Source organism: Neisseria bacilliformis, from assembly GCF_014055025.1.
GTDB lineage: Bacteria > Pseudomonadota > Gammaproteobacteria > Burkholderiales > Neisseriaceae > Neisseria > Neisseria bacilliformis.
Map to the genome: position 1 here is coordinate 964769 of NZ_CP059571.1, position 16315 is coordinate 981083.

Annotated in this window: 10 protein-coding genes and 1 rRNA gene; 6 read left to right on the top strand and 5 right to left on the bottom strand. The window is 61.4% G+C overall.

Annotated elements, in window-relative coordinates; all coding sequences use genetic code 11:
• Positions 1-67 precede the first annotated feature (67 nt).
• A 5S ribosomal RNA gene (gene rrf / locus H3L91_RS04930) occupies positions 68-180 on the top strand.
• Between the two features lie 175 nt (positions 181-355).
• On the top strand, positions 356-682 hold the full coding sequence (locus H3L91_RS04935; protein ID WP_007343959.1) for a ComEA family DNA-binding protein: 327 nt from the start codon (positions 356-358) through the stop codon (positions 680-682).
• A 303-nt stretch (positions 683-985) separates the two neighbouring features.
• Here the strand turns inward: H3L91_RS04935 and clpX are convergent, their stop codons facing one another.
• The gene (gene clpX / locus H3L91_RS04940; RefSeq protein WP_007342453.1) at positions 986-2254 is read right to left on the bottom strand and encodes an ATP-dependent Clp protease ATP-binding subunit ClpX; all 1269 of its coding nucleotides are present in this window, start codon (positions 2252-2254) and stop codon (positions 986-988) included.
• A 433-nt stretch (positions 2255-2687) separates the two neighbouring features.
• Here clpX and H3L91_RS04945 point away from each other — a divergent pair, with 433 nt between their 5' ends.
• A complete protein-coding gene (locus tag H3L91_RS04945; protein ID WP_007342455.1) occupies positions 2688-3632 on the top strand; it encodes a serine hydrolase in 945 nt (314 codons plus the stop codon).
• A 231-nt stretch (positions 3633-3863) separates the two neighbouring features.
• Here H3L91_RS04945 and H3L91_RS04950 read toward each other — a convergent pair whose 3' ends face one another.
• The 3 genes from H3L91_RS04950 to H3L91_RS04960 all read right to left on the bottom strand — a co-directional run bounded on the left by H3L91_RS04950 (position 3864) and on the right by H3L91_RS04960 (position 11387).
• Positions 3864-5126 carry an NRAMP family divalent metal transporter gene (locus H3L91_RS04950; protein WP_007342456.1) on the bottom strand — a complete coding sequence of 421 codons (1263 nt, stop codon included), beginning with the start codon at positions 5124-5126 and terminating at the stop codon, positions 3864-3866.
• A 459-nt stretch (positions 5127-5585) separates the two neighbouring features.
• Positions 5586-9485, bottom strand: coding sequence for a translocation/assembly module TamB domain-containing protein (locus H3L91_RS04955; protein WP_007342458.1), 3900 nt, complete (start codon positions 9483-9485; stop codon positions 5586-5588).
• Positions 9486-11387 carry an autotransporter assembly complex protein TamA gene (locus tag H3L91_RS04960; RefSeq protein WP_040659442.1) on the bottom strand — a complete coding sequence of 634 codons (1902 nt, stop codon included), beginning with the start codon at positions 11385-11387 and terminating at the stop codon, positions 9486-9488.
• Positions 11388-11577: 190 nt separating this feature from the next.
• On the opposite strand from H3L91_RS04960, the gene H3L91_RS04965 reads away from it, so the two are divergent.
• Positions 11578-12183, top strand: coding sequence for a Maf family protein (locus tag H3L91_RS04965; protein WP_040658825.1), 606 nt, complete (start codon positions 11578-11580; stop codon positions 12181-12183).
• A 335-nt stretch (positions 12184-12518) separates the two neighbouring features.
• On the opposite strand, the gene H3L91_RS04970 is transcribed toward H3L91_RS04965, so the two are convergent.
• Complete coding sequence (locus H3L91_RS04970; RefSeq protein ID WP_007342462.1) at positions 12519-13253, bottom strand: LytR/AlgR family response regulator transcription factor; 735 nt, start codon at positions 13251-13253, stop codon at positions 12519-12521.
• A 168-nt stretch (positions 13254-13421) separates the two neighbouring features.
• Between H3L91_RS04970 and H3L91_RS04975 the strand changes: the two genes are divergently transcribed.
• Positions 13422-14588, top strand: a complete 1167-nt coding sequence (locus H3L91_RS04975; protein WP_007342463.1) for a trans-sulfuration enzyme family protein — start codon at positions 13422-13424, stop codon at positions 14586-14588.
• 193 nt (positions 14589-14781) lie between these two features.
• The gene (rng, locus tag H3L91_RS04980) at positions 14782-16275 is read left to right on the top strand and encodes a ribonuclease G (protein WP_007342464.1); all 1494 of its coding nucleotides are present in this window, start codon (positions 14782-14784) and stop codon (positions 16273-16275) included.
• The last annotated feature ends 40 nt before the right edge of the window (positions 16276-16315 follow it).

Below are 16315 nucleotides of genomic sequence, written 5' to 3' on the forward strand. Positions count from 1 at the left end.
CACAGTTGATACGCCGCAAAAGACGGATGTCTTGCTGCGGCCGGCTTTGCCGATTTGACAGTTTCAGTCTGGCGGCCACAGCGGTTTGGTCCCACTCCTTCCCATCCCGAACAGGACAGTGAAACGAACCAGCGCCGATGATAGTGTGGATTCCCATGCGAAAGTAGGTCACTGCCAGACACCTATTGCAAACCCCGCCAAAGTGGCGGGGTTTTTGTTTGGCCGGAAAACGGATCTGTATCTCGGATGCCGTTGTACGGTATGTTGCGGCGTAACCGGCTTGCCTGTTATGTCATTCTTGATTATGATACCTGCTCTTTATATTTAATCCTTTATTTTTAACGGAAGGGACACTATGGATTTGAAGAAATCTTTGTTCGGCCTTTTGGCTTACGGTGTGGCGGCCTGGGTGGCGGCTGCGGTGAATATCAATACGGCGACGGCCGAAGAGCTCAAAGCGCTGCCGGGTATCGGCCAGGCGAAGGCGCAGGCGATTGTGGACTACCGTAAGGAGAACGGCGCGTTCAAGTCGGTGGACGATTTGAAGAAGGTCAAGGGTATCGGCGACGGTATCCTGGGCAAGCTGAAAGACCAGGCGACGGTCGGCGGTGCCGCCAATGCCAAACCGGTCAAACCGGCCGTGCCAACTACAGCCGCGCCCGCAGCAGCAGTGAAAAAGTAGGGCGCAAAACGGAGGATGCCCCGTCCGCAGACGGGTGGGGCTGCAAGACAAAGGCCGGCGGTATGCCGGCTTCGCTTTTGCCCGGTGCGGGCTTGTCCGCCTGCGGGCGGGTCGTGTCCTTCCCAGGCTTGCGGTACAATACAGGCCGTCTGAAACCGTGGAAAGACCGGTAGGTAAAAGGCCGTCTGTTTTGCAGACGGCCTTTAAGTAATTTGAAACAAAAGACATACAGCAGTGCTGTGCCTTTCTATACTGTACATCCTGTCTTCGGTTTGCTTTTTTCCGCTACAACTTCTTCACAGATTAGCCAACCGAACCGGATGCAATGTCATATTCCTTGCCGTCTTCGGTCAACAGCACAGGGGGGCGTTTGCCGTCGATGACTTCGGCGGTAACGATCACTTTTTTGACTTGCGGCAGTCCGGGCAGCAGGTACATGGTTTCGAGCAGGGCGCGTTCTACGATGGAGCGCAGGCCGCGCGCGCCGGTTTTTCGGGTCATGGCCAGTTTGGCGATGCCGCGCAGAGCCGCATCCTCAAATTCGAGTTCCGCGCCTTCCATGCGGATGAGTGCCTGGTATTGTTTGACCAGAGCATTTTTGGGTTCGGTCAGAATATTGACCAGCGCGTCTTCATCCAGTTCGGCCAGGGTGGCGATAACGGGCAGGCGGCCGATCAGTTCGGGAATCAGGCCGAATTTGATCAAGTCTTCGGGTTCGACGATTTCAAACAATTCGCTGATGTCGGCATTTTCGTCTTTGCTGTGGACGGATGCGCCGAAACCGATGCCGCCTTTTTCGGTACGCTGGCGGATGACTTTTTCCAAGCCGGCAAACGCGCCGCCGCAAACAAACAGAATATTGGTGGTATCGACTTGGATGAAATCCTGGTTGGGGTGTTTGCGGCCGCCCTGCGGGGGAACGCTGGCAACTGTGCCTTCGATCAGCTTCAACAGTGCCTGCTGCACGCCTTCGCCGGATACGTCGCGCGTAATCGAAGGGTTGTCGCTTTTGCGTGAGATTTTGTCGATTTCATCAATGTAAACAATGCCTCGCTGGGCTTTTTCCACATCGAAATCGCATTTGCCCAACAGCTTGGTGATGATTTGTTCCACATCCTCGCCGACATAGCCCGCTTCGGTCAGCGTGGTGGCGTCGGCCATCACAAACGGCACATCCAATTTGCGCGCCAGAGACTGTGCCAGCAGGGTTTTGCCCGAGCCGGTCGGGCCGATGAGCAGGATATTCGATTTGGACAGCTCGACATTGTCCGAGGCTTTCGGGTGGCGCAGGCGTTTGTAGTGGTTGTACACCGCAACCGCAAGGGCTTTTTTCGCCTGCTCTTGGCCGATGACATGGTCGTTGAGGTTGGCGACGATTTCGGCGGGGGAGGGTAGTTTGCCGTCGGACGAAGCCACCGCGCTTGCGGCGGAGGGGTCTTCCGTGTTCAGCATCACACCGCAGGTTTCCACGCATTCGTTGCAGATGCAGGCGTCGGATTCACCCTCAATCAGGTGTTTCACTTCCTGTTCGGATTTGCCGCAAAAGGAGCAGTGGCGGTTTTCTGTGGTCATGGATTCTACCCTCGGATAGCAACGGTTCGGCCGTCTGAAAAAAGCCGTGATTATATAGTGAAAAGCCTGTTTGGGGCTACGGCCGGGGCATGCCGCAGCTTTTCAGAAACGTCATCCCCGCGTAGGCGGGGACGGCCTCTTGCCCGTTTGGTTTCCCACCCGCTCCTGCGGAAAATCCGCAGGCCGTCTGAAAAAACAGCGTATCCAAATGAAAACTCATGCAAAGCCCTGTTTGCCCGCTTTACAAAACATCTTGTTTTCACAGACAATACAAAGCGTTCTTCGCTGCTAAGGATGTGAAGCGGAATAAAAAAATTCCAACCGATACGAAAACCCAGTTTGCGCCGCACACTGTTTCACATACGGTTTCCGCTTCGTCGAAGCCGCGCTTTCAAACGGCCTGCCGTCCACCCGACGTTTTACGGATTCTGCCATGTTTCAAATCTCATCCTGCACAAAAGCCGCCGCCCTGTTCTGCGGCCTGTTTTTATTCTCCCTGCCCGCCGCTGCCGACGATATGGACGTGCTCGGCCAGTTTCTGCAACAGAATCTGCCCGCCGACCAAGACCCGCTGGGCACCTTCATTGCCAACAACCCCGCCGACATGCTCGAAGCGCAGGCCGCGATTGCCGGGCCGCTGCTCGCTTCCCAGTCCGCGCTGATTTTGAACAACCGCACCGGCGAGGTGCTGTATCAGAAAAATATGAACCGTGTCATGCCCATCGCCTCGATTTCCAAGCTGATGTCGGCGATGGTTACGCTGGACGCGCGTCTGAACATGAACGAAGTCATCACCATCACCGAAGACGAAATCGACCGCATCAAAGGCACCGGCAGCCGCCTCTCCATCGGCACGCAGCTGACCCGCGCCCAGCTGCTGCACCTGAGCCTGATGTCCAGCGAAAACCGAGCCACGCACGCGCTCGGGCGCACCTACCCCGGCGGCATGGCCGCGTTCGTCGCCGCCATGAACGCCAAAGCCCAAAGCCTCGGCATGGCCGACAGTCGCTTTTACGAGCCGACCGGCCTCGACTATCGCAACGTCTCCACCGCCAGCGATTTGAGCAAAATGGTGGCCGCCGCCGCCAAATACCCGCAAATCCGCAGCAACAGCACCTCCACCTACGGCTCGGTTTACACCAGCGCGGGGCGGCAGCAGAACTATAAAAACTCCAACGCCCTCGTGCGCGAAGGCACATGGGACATCGAATTGCAGAAAACCGGCTACATCCGCGAATCCGGCCGTTCGATGGTGGTCAAAGCCCGCATCGGCAGCGAACCCGTTACCATCGTTTTGCTCAACTCGCCCACCACCACCACCCGCGTCAACGACGCGCGCAGCATCCAAAGCTGGATGCTGACCCAGCGTCCGTCGTAAACGGCGGGCATCGCGCATCCAAGCGCATATCAACGGTTGAGGCCGTCTGAAAACCTTGTTTGCAGGTTTTCAGACGGCCTTTTTTAGTCGGATACGGATAAAAAGTATTCGGTGTAGGCCGGGCTTCAGCCCGGCAAAACATCGGTAAAATAGTAAGTCGGCCGTGCTAAATCCCAGCCTGCGACTGAAAACCTTGAAACGGGTTTTCAGACGGCCTTTTTCACTGTTTTATCAAGCCAAAATGCCGGCGTAGTTCAGCACAAACAGCACGGCAAAGCCGATGAGGTAGGCCAGGCCGGCCAGGGAGAGGGCGTTCATGGCGGGGGTGAGTTTGTGTTTGTCGTCGTGGCGCACCAGCCAATAGTTGAGCCAGGCGAACACGGGGGCGGCGAGGAAGGCGGAAATCATGGCGAAGTTCAAAAGTTCGCCCAACGCGCTGTCAAACCAGAGAATCAGGGCGAGGCCGGTGGTGGAAATCCAGGCAATCCAGCCGAACAGCTCGAGCGTGCGGAAACGTTCGCGCCCGCGCACAAGGCGCACCGATTCGGCTAGGGCGCGGGCGTAGCCGTCGATCACGGTGATGGTGGTGCCGAACATGCAGGCGAAGGCGATAAAGCCGACCAGCGGGCGCGCCCAAGTGCCGATGGTGGCGGTGTACATATTGATGAGCTGGCCGACGTATTGGCCGCCTTTCATCTGCACCGCTTCGCCGTTGCCGTATTGCACAAACGCGCCCAGTGCGAGAAACACCACGGCCAGCACCGCGCTGGTGATGAAGCCGACGTTGAAGTCGAACATGCCGTCGCGGTAGCTGACGGGGTCGGTTTTCTGCTTGGCCGTTACCCACAGCGAATTGATGGCGGAAATTTCGATGGGGGCGGGCATCCAGCCCATCAGGGCGATGATGAAGCCCAGCGCGGCCATGTTCCACGGCGAGGGTTCGATAAAGTCGGGCTTCATCTGCATGCCTTTGGCGGCGGCAATCGCGGCGGCGGCCACGGTGGTGATGCTAAGGCTGACGACGATGAATTTCGACAGCGTATCCAAAGCCTTATACTGCCCCATCAGCAGAATCAGCACGCACGCGCCCACGACGGCAACCGACAGTGTGCCGACGGACAGCGTCAGGCCGGGGACGGACATTTTGACAATCGCGGCGGTGAGCAGGGCGACCGCGCCGGTGCTGATGGTGGACGAGAGAAAACACATCACCAGAAACACCCAAAGGTAGGCGCGGCTTTTTTCGGCGTAGCCTTCGATCAGGCTTTTGCCGCTGTCGAGCGTGTAATGCGCGCTGAAACGGAAAAACGGATATTTGAGCAGGTTGGTCAGCACGATAATCAGGGCGAGCTGCCAGCCGTAGAGCGCACCGGCCTGCGTCGAGGCGATCAGGTGCGAGCCGCCCACGGCGGCCGAAGCCATCAGAATGCCCGGGCCGAGGGCGTGCAGGCGGTTTTTGCGGTCGGGGGGTAAATGTGCGTGTTGTCGGGTCATATCGTTTCCGCCTTTTCAGACGGCCTTTGGCGTAAAAGGGCGGCAGTGTAGCGGAAAACGGGGCGGGGTTGAAATTGTGTAAAGAGTGTTTTGTGCCGCATCTTGGTTTTTTGTGTATTTTTTGCGAAGGCAGATTTTGTTTTCAGGCGGATTGTGTCTTTTACCGGCTGCGTTTTGCGGGAAACGTGTTTTATGTCAGGGCGGTTTTGCCGTTTGGGGCGGTGTTTTATGGCAGAGGCCGTCTGAAAGCGCAAATACGGCTTTCAGACGGCCTGTTTTTCATCCGATCCGTGCCGAAGCTGATGCAGGGTGTGCCGCCTTGGGGCGACGCACGTGTTTCCCGCCGTGTAACACATCCGCGCGTTTCCCAAGAAACCGAAACCGCGTGCGTGGCTTGCGCCACACACCCTACCTAAGGGCAGAGGCCGTCTGAAAATTGTTTTTTCAGACGGCCTTTGTTCAGTCGAAGCGGATGACGTATTTGATTTCGCCGCCGGACGATTGCGAGCCGACGCGGACGACGGCCTGGATGGTGCGGGTGAGCTGGTAGACGAGTTTGACGGTCTGGCTTGCGCTGTTGAGGCCGAATTCGTAGCCGAAATAAAGCTCGTTGGTGAGCTGGCGGCCGACGGTGAGGACTTGTTCGGCGGGGTTGAGTTCGCCCGTTTGCGCGTTGCGGCTGGTGCGGCTGGTGAGGCCGAAGTCGTCCACGAGGCCGATTTTGTCGTTGAGCTTGCCGGCAAGGAACGCGCTGGCGGCGGTGGAGAGGGCGGCGTTGTCGCCGTCGCTGCCGCTGCTGGCGCGGTTGAGCACCAGCCAGGAGAGTTTGTCTTTTTCGCTCATCGGTTCGTTGGCCACCAGGGTGATGCGCGGGTTGCTGAGGCTGCCGACGACTTCCACGCCCGCGTCCACCGGCGAGAGGTTGCGCACGGCTCGGATGTTGAGGTTGGGGTCGGAGAGCGGGCCGACGAAGGAAACCGTGCCTTTGGTGATGTTGAGATCCTGGCCGTAGGCTTTGTATTTGCCTTTGACGACTTTGATGGTGCCGACGCCCTGGATGTCCTGCTTGGGCTGGGCGGTGAGGGTGAGCTGGCCGCCGAGGGTTACGTCCACGCCTTCGCCTTTGAAATAGACGCTGTCGTTCAAGTCCAGCAGCAGGTTCATGCTGATGGGCACGGCGGCGGCGGGCTGTTTGGGCGGCTCGCCGAGGACGACGACGTCGTCATCCAGCGCGGGCATGCCGGATTTCTGCATGCCGAAGCGGCCTTCGTCCACTTTCAGACGGCCTTCGAGGCCGATGCCGCTTTTTTCGGAGTAAACGAGGCGGGTGCTGCCGCTGACGGTGAGGCGGCGGCGAGGTTTGTCGAGGATTTCGTATTTGTCGAAGAGGGCGTTGATGTCCACGACGGGGATGCCGCCGCCCCAGCCGGCGGTGCCGGAGAGGGCGACGCTGCCGCTGCCGCGCCGGAAGGTGAGGCTCTGTATCTGCCATTGCTGTCCGGCAAAGCGCGAGCGCAGGCTGCCGTTGTCGAGGATGACGCCGTATTCGCGGTTGACGTAGTAGAGTTTGTCGCCGTTGAGGCTGCCGCCGAGCTGGGGTTCGCCGACGCGGCCGCCGATTTCGGCTTCGGCGGCGAGCGAGCCTTTGGCACTCTGGCCGATGGGGAGCAGGTTTTTCAGGGCGGCCAGCTCGGGGATGTCGAGTTTCAGACGGCCTGACACGGGGGCGGCCAATATGGAATTGCCGAACTGCTGGCTGATGCCGACGCTGCCGGAGAGTGTGCCGTAGCGGGTTTGGCCGGCGATTTGGTTGTCGATGCGGCCGTTTTGGAAGCGGGTTTGCAGGGAGAGGCCGGTGAGGCCGAGGGGCTGTTTGCGGTAGGGGAGGACGATGTCGCCGGACTGCTGGCGGACGTTGAGGTAGCCGTGCGCGTCGCGGCTGTATGCCAAATCCCAGTCGGCGGCGAGCACGAGGTTGTGTTCGACGGGGGGCTTGAAGAAGTTGTGCAGCTCGGCGACGTTGAGGCCGGACGCGCTGCCTTTGCTGGTGAGGCCGTTGCGCTTGTCCCACACGAAGCTGTTCATGTTGAGGCGGCCGCCCATCGCCGCCCACTGCGTCGTGCCGAGGGCGACGCGTTCCGCGCCCGCTTCGAGGGCGAGGCGGTTTTGCAGTTTGAGGTTGAAGCTGCCGGAGAGGTCGAGGCGAGCGACGGTGCCCGTCCAGCGGTTGTCCTTGTTGAGGCCGCCGTCGGCCAGCAGGTCGAGGGTGTAGTTTTTGCCGCCCATGGCCATGCTGCCGTCGGCGCGGATGCTGTGGCGCAGGCCGGTGCCGATGACGGCGGCGTTGACGCTGTCGATGCGGGTGCCGTCTTTGCCGCCCGCCACCAGCCCTTTGCCGTGCACTTGCAGGTTGAGCGGCTGGCTGTAATCGGGGGAGGCGGCGGCTTTGAAGTCGAGTTCGTTGAGGGAAAACGCGTCTTTCAGGCGCAGGCCGCGCGCGCTGCCGGTGAGGTCGGCGGTGAGTTTTTTCGGATCGCCCGCGATGTAGCCTTTGGCGTTGAGCGCGCCGGCGAGGCCGAAGCCGAATTTGTCGAGTTCGGGGGCGGAGAGGTCGATGTTGAGGCGGTCGCCCGCTTTGCCGAAGCTGCCGTCGGCTTTGAGGCGGTTGCGTCCGAGCAGGATGTCGGCGGCGGCGCGTTCGAGGTGTTTGTTTCGGTATTGTGCCTGGGCACTGCCGGAGAGGGTTACGCCGGAGAGGGTGCTGTCGGCAAAGCGCATTTGGCCGCCGTAGCTTTCTTCGGCCAATACGCCGTCGAGGGCGAGGCCGCCGTTGATGCTGCCCTCGGGCAGGTCGGGGTGCAGGGCGGCGGGGTTGAAGCGTTTGCTGTCGATTTGCGCTTGGAGCAGGCGGCGGCCGAACAGTTCGAGCGAGCCGGACAAATCGAGCGTGCCGCCGCCTTCGGTGGCGATGCGGGCGCGGGGGACGAGCAGGGTGCGCTGGCCGTTTTTGGTGTCGGTGGCGGTTTTCAGACGGCCTGTGCTTTGGGCGTGCTTGTCGGTGATGTCCCAGGCGGCTTCGGGGTTGAGGTAGCTGCCGGTGAGGCTGATTTTGCCGTTGAATTCGTCGTCGTAGGCGGCGTTGAGGAGGTCGGCGGGGGTGATGTTGTGCAGTTCGGCGGCGAGGTTGAGGGTGTTGCGGTCGGTGTCCATTCTGCCGCCGAGCAGGACGCGGCCTTTGTTCAACAGACCGGCTTCGATGTTTTGCACGGCGAGCACGCCTTTGCTGTCTACGGTGAATTCGCCCAGCAGGCTGCGCACGGGGATGCCGTTTTGGTCGGCGGCGCGGGCGGCGGTGTTGACCAAATCGATCGAGCCTTCGAGGGCGAGGCCGTTGTGCGGCGAGGGGACGATGGTGGCGTCGAAATCGAGTTCGGCGGCGGGCGAGGAGGGGGCGAACATGCCGGGGTCGATGCCGTGGCCTTTGATGAGGACTTGGCCGATTTGTTTGTCGAGGCGGTTTTCAAACGGGCTGACGAGCGCGTCGGCGTCGAGCTTCACCGTGCCGCTGGTGAGTTTGGCGGTTACGGCGGTGCGGTTGAGGTCGCCCGCGAGGGTGAGGCGCACGCCGGCGGCGATGTCGTCGAGTTCGGCCACGCCGCCGATGCTGCCCCGGACGGCGTAGGGGGAGGCCGTCTGAACGCGCAGCATGCCGCTGTTCGCGCTCCACGGGGTTTCGAGGTTTTTGACGAAGAGGGTGTGGGCTGTATGGTCGTAGAAATAGGCGGCTTCGGCGCGGTTGAGGATGACGCTGCGTTTTTTGCCGCTGCTGATTTGGCCGACGGCGAGGCGGTCGAGGATGACGGGCAGGGGCAGGCTGACGGAGTCGGGCAGTTTGGCGGGGGGGTTGTCTTTGGGCGGGGTGGGTTTGGACTGGATGTGGATGCTGCCCGCTTCGAGGTTGCGGATGTGCAACAGGCCGTCTGAAAAGATGCGCTGCGGCCGCCATTGCAGGGCGGGGCGGTCGATTTCGATGTCGGCGGACGGGGTTTGCACGGTGAGTTTGCCGGCGGAGAAGCCGTGCCAGAGCGTGCCTTTGAGGTTTTGCGCGTCTATGGCGACGCCGCCGAGCTGCGGCAGGCGGGCGAGGGCGAAGCGCAGGCCGGATTCGCTGGCGGCGAGCCAGTACAGCGCGGCGGCCAGGGCGCAGGCAAGGATGAGGACGAGCCACAGCAGGGCTTTGAGGAGGCGGCGCAGGCGGCTTTTCGGTTTTTCAGACGGCCTGTTCGGCGTTTGGCCGTTTGCGGCGGGGCTTGCGCGGTTTTCAGACGGCCTTTGCGAGTCGTGTGCGGTGTGTGTCATTTAGAAACGGGTTCCCAGGCTGATGTGCCAGCGGATTTTTTTGTCCTGATGGCCGTAGGCGATGTCGAAGGAGAAGGGGGCGACGGGGCTGAACCAGCGCACGCCGATGCCGGTGCCGTGTTTGAGGGTCATGTCGCGGAAGCTGTGCGCCGTGCCGCCCATGTCGTGAAAAATGGCGGCAGAGAAGGTTTTGTTGATCGGATACTGGTATTCCGCGCTGGCGACGGCGAGGACGCGCTCGGGCAGGATCGCACCGGAGGGGCCGACGCGGCCGATGCTGTCGAGTTCGTAGCCGCGCACGGAGGTTGCGCCGCCGGTGCGGAAACGCAGGATGGCGGGGGTGTCGCTGTCGTCTTTGGCGTTGACGAAGCCGATTTGGCCGCGCGTAACAAAGGTGCCGATTTTCTTGTTTTCGGGGGTGTAGTAGTAGCCCGCGCTGCCGGCGACGCGCTGCATGGAGGAGGAGGAAAACAGGCTGCCGAGGGTGGTGCCGCCTTTGATGTCGAGGTAGTAGCCGTTTTCGGGGCGAAGCTGGGTGGAGATATTTTGTTTTTTCCACGAGGCGGTGAGCATGGTGGCGAAGGAGCGGCCGAGATAGACTTTGGCGTCGGGGATTTTGGAGAGGTCTTCGACGTATTCGATGCCGATGCGCGATTCGATGCCGTTGCGGTCGCGCACGCGCCAGATGCCGGCCGACCAGGTTTCGGTTTCGAGCTTCTGCGTGGTTTTGCGGTTGTAGGAGAGGGAGCTGGTGAAGTAGTGGCCGTGGTTGTTGCGCGGCTGGCTGATGCCGGCAGCGACGGTTTGTTCGTATTTGTCGGCGTTGGCGACAAACGAGCCGGTGTAGCCGCGCCCGAACAGGTTGTAGTAGTCGTAGCCGAACTTGCCGCCCGCGCCGTATTCCGAATCGTAGCTCAGACCCAGTTCCAGCTTGTGTTTTTTCGTTTCCGACACAGCCACTTTCACCGGCACCCTGTCGCCCTGCATCCGATCGAAATCGGCCTGCACCGACGCGCCGGAGTAGTGGTTGTTCTGCTCCAAAGCCTGCTGGTAGTCCAGGAGCTTGTCCAAATCGTAGGGCGCGCCCGGCTCGAACTGCGCCAGTCCGCGCACCACGCTTTCGGGATAGCGTTTGGTGCCGCTGATTTCAAACTCGCCGAAATAAACCGGCTTGCCGCTGTCCACCGCCACCGACAAATCCGCGCTGTGCCTGGCCGGATCGACCTGCGCCTGCGTGGCCGAAAACGCCGCCAGCGGGTATTTTTTGCGCCGCACCGCCGAGAGCACCGAGGTTTTGCTGCCGCTCCAATCGTCCTGGTTGAACACGCTGCCCACCGGCAGAGCCCAGTTTTCCGACGCGTCGCGGTAGTAGCTGCCGAGGTTGTCGTCTTGCAGCACGTCGCCGAGGATGGCGATGGACACGTTGGCGATTTTGGTCTGCGGCCCGCTGTCCACCTTCACCAGATAGCCCGCGCCGCTGCGCGACACCGTTGCCTTGGCGTTGAAATAGCCCTTGGTTTTGAGCATGGACAACACCTGCGCGGGGGCTTCTTCGGCCAGAAAGGCCATCTGTTCGTCGTCCAGCTCCTCTTCCTGCTGCTGCGTGATCAGCGGCAGATGCTCTTGCAGCATCTGCTTCACATCGTCGGGCGAGGCTTCCACGGTAACGGGAAACTTCGGCTGCAACGCGCCCCCGCCTTCCGAGGGCTTTTTCCGGATCAGCCGGTTTTTCACACGGCTGAAAAACGAAGGCTTCGCTTCGTCCGCGCCTGTGTTTTGTGCGTTTTCCTTGTTTTCAGACGGCCTCTGCGCCCCCTCTGCCGGCGTGAGGCCGTCTGAAAACACGGGGGCGGCGGGCAGGGCGAGCGACATCAGCAAAACAAGGGCGGCGGGTTTGTTCATGGCAAAAAAAGGCGGGCGGAAGGGGCGGTTGCGCAAAAGGCGCGGATTGTAACACCATTTGATTTTCACACACACGGCGGCCGACAGGCGGAAAAAGAGGCCGTCTGAAAGCGTGCGGCGGGTTTGGCGGACAGGTTTTTCAGACGGCCTCCGCTATAATCGCCGCCCCGAACGCCAAACAGGAAACAATATGCCAGCCCCGCTGATCCGCCTCGCCTCCGGCAGCCCGCGCCGCCGCGAAATCCTCGAAAACCTCGGCTACCGCATCGAAAGGCTGAACGCCGACATCGACGAAACGCCGCGCCCGGGCGAGCCGCCCGCCGCCTATGTTTTGCGCATGGCGCGCGAGAAAAACGCCGCCGCCCTGCGCCTGCTGCGCGAAACAGGCGCGCCGCCGTCCGAGTCGCCCGTGCTGTCCGCCGACACCGCCGTCGCGCTGGACGGCGACATCCTCGGCAAACCCGAATCGCCCGAACACGCCCGCGCCATGCTGCGCCGCCTCTCGGGCAGGGAACACGAAGTGCACACCGCCCTCTGCCTGTTCGCGCACGGCCTCGCGCACACCGCCGTGCAGACCAGCCGCGTGCGTTTCGCTCCACTCTCGGACGCGCAAATCGCCGCCTATGTGCAAAGCGGCGAACCGCTCGACAAGGCCGGCGCATACGGCATCCAGGGCGCGGGCGGCGTGTTCGTGCGCGAACTGCGCGGCAGTTTCAGCGGCGTGATGGGGCTGCCGGTGTACGAAACCTGCGAACTGCTGCGCCAGGCGGGCTGCGCCGTGCCGCCGTTCGGATAGGGTAGAGGCCGTCTGAAACCCTCTGTCCGTTATTCCCGCGCAGGCAGCGGGTAGGTTGGGTGGCAAACCCGACATCGGCCGGTTGCACAGATGTTGGGTCTCGACCCAACCTACCTTGGCTAAGCGGCAGAGGCCGTCTGAAAACCTGTTTGGCGGTTTTCAGACGGCCTCTCAACCTTGCGCCTGCCCAAACGCAAACGCCCATCCAAAACCGTGTGCCTCGCCTCGGGGCTGACACACCATGCCTAAGCAGCAGAGGCCGTCTGAAAACGGGGCGGATACGGAAAAGCCCGCAGCGTGTGCGGGCTTTTCCTTCGTTCGGGGACGCTTGCGGCTTACACGCCGCCGTCGCGCAGCAGGCGGCGGATGGCGGAGAGCTGGCGGCGGCTGACGGGGAGGATTTCTTCCACGTCCAACACTTTCGCGCCCCAGCTCGCGCTGCCTTCGTCTTCGTCGTCGTCCAGGCGGATGAGGCTGTCGAGGGTGTGGCGCATCACCAGGGCGTTGCGGTGCACGCGGATGACTTTGTCGCCCAAGAGCTCTTCCCAGTGCACCAGCGTTTTGGGCAGTTCGTAGCGCGAGCCGTCGCCGGTGATGAGGAAGACGGTTTTCTGGTCGGCCTGCAAGTAGCGCGCCTGCTGCCAGGGGATTTCCACCATGCGTTCGCGGTTGAACACTTGGAAATTTTTGAATTCGTCTTCGGATTCTTCGATGTTGCTCTGCACGCGGGCGAGGGCGGCCTGCAAGCGGGCGATTTTGATCGGTTTGAGCAGGTAGTCTTCCGCCGCCAGCTCGAAGGCGCGCAGGGCGTGTTCTTCGTAGGCGGTGGTGAAGATGACGTGCGGCTGCTTTTTGGCGATGCGTTTGATGCGTTCGACAAAGTCCAGGCCGTTGATTTCCGGCATGTTGATGTCGGTGAACACGATGTCGGTTTCGTGCACGCTGAGCCATTCCAGCGCGGGCCGGGCATGGGCGAAGGTTTTGAGCAGGACGACGCCGCATTCGTCCAGAAGGACGCGCAGGCGTTCGGCGGCGAGGATTTCGTCTTCTACAATGATGGCACTGGGCATGGCTCTCTACCGTTGGTTTACAGAATCAAACAAAGGCCGCAATCGTAGCGGGTTAGGCCGCCGCTGGCAACCGCAAAGCGCATCCGCGGCCGCCTTGATGGGCTTTTTCAGACGGCCTACAATCGCCGTTTTCCCCGTCTTTAAACGTTTTTACACAGGAGCTGCCCGATGAAGTACCGTTTCGCCACCGAGGCCATCCACACGGCCTACAACCCCGACGAGCACAACCGCGCCATCATGCCGCCGGTTTACCAAAATTCGATGTTTGCCATGAAGGGCATCGGCGAGCAGATTCCCTTCCGCTATGCCCGCTTGTCCAACCCGACGCGCAAGGTGCTGGAAGACACGGTGGCCGCGCTGGAAAACGGCACGGCGGGCTTCGCCTTCGGCAGCGGCATGGCGGGCATCGACTGCGTGTTCCGCACCTTCCTGCGCCCGGGCGACACGATTGTCGCGGTGAGCGACATCTACGGCGGCAGCTACGATTTGCTCACCGAAGTGTACGCGGCCTGGGGCGTGAACGTGGTGTTTGCCGACCTCTCCGATCCGGCCAATCTGGATAAGGCATTGGCGGAAAACAAAAACGTGAAACTCGTTTGGCTGGAAACGCCGTCCAACCCGCTGCTGCGGCTGGTGGACATCGCCGTTCTGGCGGCCAAAGCCAAAGCCGCCGGCGCGCTGGTGGGCATCGACAACACCTTCGCCACGCCCTATCTGCAACAGCCGCTGGATATGGGCTGCGACATCGTGTTCCACTCGGCCACCAAATACCTGTGCGGCCACTCCGACGTGCTGATGGGTGTGGTGGCGGTGAAAGACGCCAAACTCGCCCGCGCCCTGCACACCATGCTGGTGAACACCGGCGGCGTGGCCGGCCCGGCCGACTGCGCCCTCGTGCTGCGCGGCATCAAAACCCTCGCCCTGCGCATGGAGCGGCACTGCGCCAACGCGCTCTCCATTGCCCGCCGCCTCGAAGCGCATCCCGCCATTGAAAAAGTGTTCTACCCCGGCCTGCCCTCGCACGAGCATCACGACTTGGCGCAGCGGCAGATGCCCGAAGGCTGCGGCGGCGTGGTAACGGTTTACCTGAAAAACGACAGCCGCGAAGCCGCCGACAGCGTCATCCGCAACATGAAGCTGGTAACAATGGCATCCAGCCTCGGCGGCGTGGAAAGCCTGGTCAACCACTGCTACACCCAGTCGCACAGCGGCGTGCCGCCCGAAGTGAAGGCCGAACTCGGTATCCGCCCCGGCCTTTTGCGTTTCTCCATCGGCATCGAAGACGCGGACGACATCTGGGCCGACATCTCCGCCGCACTGGACACCACGCTGTAAAATGCCGGTGCTTGACGTAGGGTGTGTCGCCCCGAGGCGACGCACGCGTTCTGTGCCGCATAAACGAAAGGCCGTCTGAAAGCACAGCTTCGGCGAAGCCAAAACCCGAATTACGCTTTTTCAGACGGCCTCTTGCTTTCAGACGGCCTGCCGTTTCGGTATCATGCCGCCCTTAAAAAACGAAAGCCGAAACATGCTGCCCAGCCTGCCCCTGCCCAAAGACATCGTCCGCCCGCCCGAAACCATCCTCGTCAACATCACCCCGCAGGAAACCCGCGTTGCCATCCTCGAAGAAAACAACATCTGCGAGCTGCACATCGAGCGCAATTCCGGCCACGGCCTGGTGGGCAACATCTATCTGGGCGTGGTGCGCCGCGTGCTGCCCGGCATGCAGAGCGCGTTTGTCGACATCGGCCTCGAACGCGCCGCCTTCCTCCACATCGTCGACATCCTCGAACAGCGAAAAAACCCCGAAGCCGCCCAGCGCATCGAACACGTCCTCTTTGAAGGGCAGACCCTGCTGGTGCAGGTCATCAAAGACCCCATCAACAGCAAAGGCGCGCGCCTCTCCACCCAAATCTCCCTGGCCGGCCGCTTCCTCGTGCACCTGCCGCAGGAAGAGCACATCGGCGTCTCCCAGCGCATCGAAGACCACGAAGAACGCCACAACCTGCGCGGCCGCCTCAACAGCCTGCTGCCGCCCGACTCCGCCCACGGCTACATCATCCGCACCAGCGCGGAAACCGCCACCGACGCCGAATTGCAGGCCGACATCGGCTACCTCACAAAAGTGTGGCAGGACATCCGCAGCAAAGCCAAAACCCGCCCCGCCGGCTCGCTGCTGTATCAAGACCTGCCCCTGAGCCTGCGCGTGCTGCGCGACATGTTTAGCGGCAACACCCGCGAAATCCTCGTCGATTCCAAAGAAAACTTCGCCAAAATGCAGGACTTCGCCGCCCAATACGTGCAGGACGCGCCGGAAAAAATCAAACTCTTCAACGGCGAACGCCCCCTGTTTGAAACCCACAACGTCGAAGCCGAAATCAACCGCGCCCTGCAACCGCGCGTCAGCCTCAACTTCGGCAGCTACCTCATCATCGAAGCCACCGAAGCCATGACCACCATCGACGTGAACACCGGCGGCTTCGTCGGCGCGCGCAACTTCGACGAAACCATCTTCAAAACCAACCTCGAAGCCTGCCACGCCATCGCCCGCGAACTGCGCCTGCGCAACCTCGGCGGCATCATCATCATCGACTTCATCGACATGGCCTCCGACATCCACCGCGAAGCCGTATTGCAGGAGCTGGCCAAAGCCCTCAGCTTCGACCGCACCCGCGTAACCCTCAACGGCTTCACCAGCCTCGGCCTGGTGGAGCTCACCCGCAAACGCACCCGCGAAAACCTCAGCCACGTCCTGTGCGAACCCTGCCCCGCCTGCCAGGGCAGAGGCCGTCTGAAAACCGCGCAAACCGTCTGCTACGAAATCCAGCGCGAAATCGTGCGCGAAAACCGCCGCTTCGACGCCAAAGAATTCCGCATCCTCGCCTCGCCCGAAGTCATCGACCTGTTTCTCGACGAAGAATCCCAGTCGCTTGCCATGCTCATCGACTTCATCGGCAAACCCATCTCCCTGGCCGTGGAAAACAGCTACACGCAGGAACAGTTTGATGTTGTGCTCGTGTGAGACCGTCTGAAAACGTTTTACCCGTTTTCAGACGGCCTCC

Excerpts from the sequence above, each read along its gene's own strand:
- H3L91_RS04945 (WP_007342455.1), top strand. The coding sequence starts at position 2,688 with ATGTTTCAAATCTCATCCTGCACAAAAGCCGCCGCCCTGTTCTGCGGC.
- H3L91_RS04965 (WP_040658825.1), top strand. The coding sequence starts at position 11,578 with ATGCCAGCCCCGCTGATCCGCCTCGCCTCCGGCAGCCCGCGCCGCCGC.
- H3L91_RS04975 (WP_007342463.1), top strand. The coding sequence starts at position 13,422 with ATGAAGTACCGTTTCGCCACCGAGGCCATCCACACGGCCTACAACCCC.
- H3L91_RS04950 (WP_007342456.1), bottom strand. The coding sequence starts at position 5,126 with ATGACCCGACAACACGCACATTTACCCCCCGACCGCAAAAACCGCCTG.
- H3L91_RS04935 (WP_007343959.1), top strand. The coding sequence starts at position 356 with ATGGATTTGAAGAAATCTTTGTTCGGCCTTTTGGCTTACGGTGTGGCG.
- clpX (WP_007342453.1), bottom strand. The coding sequence starts at position 2,254 with ATGACCACAGAAAACCGCCACTGCTCCTTTTGCGGCAAATCCGAACAG.
- H3L91_RS04955 (WP_007342458.1), bottom strand. The coding sequence starts at position 9,485 with ATGACACACACCGCACACGACTCGCAAAGGCCGTCTGAAAACCGCGCA.
- rng (WP_007342464.1), top strand. The coding sequence starts at position 14,782 with ATGCTGCCCAGCCTGCCCCTGCCCAAAGACATCGTCCGCCCGCCCGAA.
- H3L91_RS04960 (WP_040659442.1), bottom strand. The coding sequence starts at position 11,387 with ATGAACAAACCCGCCGCCCTTGTTTTGCTGATGTCGCTCGCCCTGCCC.
- H3L91_RS04970 (WP_007342462.1), bottom strand. The coding sequence starts at position 13,253 with ATGCCCAGTGCCATCATTGTAGAAGACGAAATCCTCGCCGCCGAACGC.